This is a genomic window from Bradyrhizobium sp. P5_C11_2, assembly GCF_054049755.1.
This window is the reverse complement of the sequence record NZ_JBFULT010000690.1, coordinates 1-3,429: the sequence shown is the minus strand read 5'-3', so window position 1 is coordinate 3,429 and position 3,429 is coordinate 1. Positions and strand designations below refer to the sequence as shown.

The following is a 3,429-nucleotide window of genomic DNA, read 5'->3' as shown; positions in this document are numbered from 1 at the left end:
CCGGCTGCGTTACGGGCACATCAAGGTTGGACGCAACGATCCCTGTCCCTGCGGTTCAGGCGAGAAATTCAAGCATTGTTGCGGCAGCTACTGATCCCAAGGCGCCGCAGGTGCGAGACGGCCTCCGGAGACGGCGTTCAAGAGCGGGCAGCGAATGAGGGGTGCTGGCGCTCCCTAGCGGAATCGAACCGCTCTCTCCACCGTGAAAGGGTGGCGTCCTAACCGATAGACGAAGGGAGCAAACGCAAGGCCCCGCCGCTCTTCGCGGCACGGCCGCCGTCCGCACGAGTCGTGCCCGGCGGTTTGCGGCGGGCGAACGTATAGTGGCCTTTGGGCCCGTGGGCAAGCCGTTCGGGAACGGTCTTTTGGGGGCGGTGGATAGCCTCGCCCCCGGGATCATTCGGGGGCGATTTCAACGGTTTATTAGGGTTCCCTGCGGTAGCTGGAATGGGAGATTTTTTCATCCATGCCACAGCCCACCAAGCGCGCAGCCCGCAAACTGCTGTCGCGGCATGCCTGGATCACGCTGGACGGCGGGTTCGCCGCGCGGCATTGCCTGGTCCAGGACATCTCGAGCTCGGGCGCCAAGATCACGATGGACGAGGATGCGAGCCAGCTTCCGGGCGTGGTCCGGATGGCGTTCTCGCGCGATGCGCGGACCGGGCGGAGCTGCCAGGTGGTCTGGCGCCGCGGCAAATCGGCCGGCATCAAGTTCCTCTGAGCTCGGCCGGCGCGACCCGGATGGCGCAGGGCAGCCGTCCGGGCTAGAACGCGTGGGATGCGCGCAACGATCCTCATTCCCGGCTGTCTTGTTTTCAGCTGTCTTGCAGCGACCTCCGCCACAGCGGCCGAGAGCCTGCGCCTGCCCGCCGCTGAGCGGCCGCAGGCGGRCAAGGCCTCGTCAGTGAAGACCTTGCCGCTGAAGAGCGCGGCCGGGAGCGCTAAGGCCGGCTCCTGCGCGTCCTATGGCCCGCGCTTCGTCATGGTCGAGGGCACCGGCACCTGCGTGAAGATCGGCGGCTCGATCAGCATCGACGCCACCGTCCGGCGCTGACCGACATGTCGCCGGATCTGTTGCGGCTCGATATCCTCGTCCCTGTGATGATGTACTGCGCGCTGCTGTGGTGGGTCGGCCGCGGCCTGAGCTGGACCGCGCGGCTTGCCACCGCGGTGGTGACGCTGGTGCTGATCATCTGCGTGCTGCTGGTCGAGCGCGGCTGGCGCTAGGGCCCGCCAAGAGGACCCGCCAAAACAAAAAAATGACAAACAACCCCATGCACAGTAGCCGTCAAGTGCGAAGATGAGGCGCCGGAAACGCGAATCCTCGCGACAGCAGCGCGACTTAGGCCGCGCCGCCGCCTCACGACATCGGCGGGGCCACATGCTGCGCGAATCCGGGCCGTTTGCCGAGCTCGGCGAGCCAGCGCGTCAGGTGCGGCTGGGCCGGGCGGGTGACGCCCTCGACGCCGAGCCAGCGCCGCGCATAAGACCCGATCGCGATATCGGCCAGCGTGAACTGGTCGCCCTCCATGAAGCGGCGCGATGAGAGCAGGCGGTCGGCGATCGCCCAGACCTCGGCGGCAGCATCCGCATCCCTCTGCACCTGGAGCATGTCGCGCTCCGCGGGCGGCGTGCGCACGATGCCCCAGAACACCGGCCGGTMGACCGGCTGTACCGTCGACAGCGTCCAGTCGAGCCAGCGGTCGACCGAGCTGCGCAGCTTCGGCGCCTCCGGATAGATCGGCGTACCACGGCCATGCGCGAGGCAGAGATAGCGCAGGATCGAGTTGGACTCCCACAGCACGAAATCGCCATCGACCAGCGTCGGGATCCGTGCATTGGGATTCATCGCGAGATAGTCGGCCTCGCGGGTCTTGCCAAAACTCATGCCGGCGTCGATGCGCTCATAGGGCAGGCCAAGCTCGGTGAGGCACCACAGCACTTTCTGCACGTTGACCGAGTTGGCGCGGCCCCAGATCGTCAGCTTGCTGTCCGGCATCTCTTGACCTCCCGCGGCGCTTTTTGCTGTCGTCGTTTTTTGGTGTCGTAGCCCGGATGGAGCGAAGCGCAATCCGGGGTGCTTCGGCCGCAGTGGTCCCGGATTACGCTGCGCTCCATCCGGGCTACGCGCCCACCTCGCGGGTGATAGCTGAATTCCCTGGAGCCAGCGACGGCGATTGCGCCGGGCCTCTCATGCAAAAAGCTCCGCCGTCGGCGGAGCTTTCATGCATGCTGGTCGGTCGATCAGTGGCCCAAGAACAGCCACAGCAGGATGATCACCGGGATCGGCACGCCCAGCATCCACAACAACAATCCTCGTCCCATTGCGTTCCTCCTCCAATCGCATTGTCGAAGGGTGAACGCAGGCGGCGAGGGCTTGTTCCTACGGGAATTACCAGTGGCCGGTGTTCGGCATCGACGACCACGGCTCCTGCGGCGCTTTCGGCTCGCCCTTCTGCAGCAGCTCGATCGAGTGCAGATCGGGCGAGCGCACGAAGGCCATGTTGCCGTCGCGCGGCGGCCGGTTGATGGTGACGCCGGCCTTCATCAGCTTCTCGCAGGTGGCATAGATGTCGTCGACCTCATAGGCGAGATGGCCGAAGAAGCGGTCCTCGCCGTACTTCTCCTCGTCCCAATTGTAGGTGAGCTCGACCAGCGGCGCGCCGCGCGTGTTGGGCTGCTTCTTCAGCGCCTCGAGGTCGTCGGCCGAGCACAGGAACACCAGCGTGAAACGCCCCTTGTCGTTCTCGATCCGCCGCACCTCCTTCAGTCCCAGCGCATCCTGGTAAAACTTCATCGCGACATCGAGATTGCGCACGCGCAGCATGGTGTGGAGGTATCGCATGGTTGTTGCTCCCTTGGAACGGATGGAGGGTTTTTGGTTTCGGGCGGGGGCGATGAATAGCAGCAAAATGCGACAAGGGGCAGGGGGCGCGTGCACATGCGCGTGAGGAGGACGGCCGGTGAAGTATCGCAACGCGGTGGGCCTGAAGTCACGCCGCTTATCCGAACCAGGGTGGAGCGCGGCTTCATCACGTGCCATGGCTTGAATTTCGTCAAACGACCGGCGTATCTATTGGTCACCATGGACGATTATCCCAAACGCCTTAAGCCAAAAGTCGACGCCAGTGGGTGGGAGAAGGAGCCATTTGACGAGTGGCGGCGGAGAGCTCGGCGCCAGTTCAGAACGGTCCCCGAGAACGTAGCCCGTTACTGGCTCCATGAGCATTGGGGCAAGTCGCCGTATTCCTACCTGCGCTCGGCCAACTATCAATTTGAGCTCGTGACGTGGAAATCAGAACGGCTGTTTGAGGTGCTATCGATCTGGAATCGCTTCAACGCCGACCAGAAGGACTGCGTCAGCCACGGCCACCGCCTAGTGGATGATTGGGAGTTCGATGAGCCTTACCGGACGTCGGCCTATATGCT

General features: G+C 64.3%; 7 protein-coding genes and 1 tRNA gene. 5 read left to right on the top strand and 3 right to left on the bottom strand.

Annotated features, from left to right (window positions below):
• Nucleotides 1-4 precede the first annotated feature (4 nt).
• Nucleotides 5-94, top strand: coding sequence for an SEC-C metal-binding domain-containing protein (locus ACXJL8_RS36980; RefSeq protein ID WP_456686612.1), 90 nt, complete (start codon nt 5-7; stop codon nt 92-94).
• A 71-nt stretch (nt 95-165) separates the two neighbouring features.
• Here the strand turns inward: ACXJL8_RS36980 and ACXJL8_RS36975 are convergent.
• Nucleotides 166-240: transfer RNA gene (locus tag ACXJL8_RS36975), tRNA-Glu, on the bottom strand.
• Between the two features lie 226 nt (nt 241-466).
• Between ACXJL8_RS36975 and ACXJL8_RS36970 the strand changes: the two genes are divergently transcribed.
• From ACXJL8_RS36970 to ACXJL8_RS36960, 3 genes are read left to right on the top strand one after another with little or no spacing between them, the layout of a single operon-like run.
• Entirely contained in the window at nt 467-721 is a 255-nt protein-coding gene (locus tag ACXJL8_RS36970) for a PilZ domain-containing protein (protein WP_456624044.1), read from the top strand.
• A gap of 57 nt (nt 722-778) precedes the next feature.
• Entirely contained in the window at nt 779-1,054 is a 276-nt protein-coding gene (locus tag ACXJL8_RS36965) for a hypothetical protein (RefSeq protein WP_456686611.1), read from the top strand.
• Nucleotides 1,055-1,059: 5 nt separating this feature from the next.
• A complete protein-coding gene (locus tag ACXJL8_RS36960) occupies nt 1,060-1,227 on the top strand; it encodes a hypothetical protein (protein ID WP_456624046.1) in 168 nt (55 codons plus the stop codon).
• A gap of 133 nt (nt 1,228-1,360) precedes the next feature.
• Here ACXJL8_RS36960 and ACXJL8_RS36955 read toward each other — a convergent pair whose 3' ends face one another.
• Together ACXJL8_RS36955 and ACXJL8_RS36950 are read right to left on the bottom strand one after the other, a co-directional pair.
• A complete protein-coding gene (locus ACXJL8_RS36955; RefSeq protein WP_456686610.1) occupies nt 1,361-1,999 on the bottom strand; it encodes a glutathione S-transferase family protein in 639 nt (212 codons plus the stop codon).
• A 393-nt stretch (nt 2,000-2,392) separates the two neighbouring features.
• Nucleotides 2,393-2,845, bottom strand: coding sequence for a VOC family protein (locus tag ACXJL8_RS36950; RefSeq protein WP_456624048.1), 453 nt, complete (start codon nt 2,843-2,845; stop codon nt 2,393-2,395).
• Between the two features lie 90 nt (nt 2,846-2,935).
• Here ACXJL8_RS36950 and ACXJL8_RS36945 point away from each other — a divergent pair.
• Nucleotides 2,936-3,429: hypothetical protein (locus ACXJL8_RS36945; RefSeq protein ID WP_456686609.1), on the top strand; the 494-nt coding region annotated here is incomplete at its 3' end.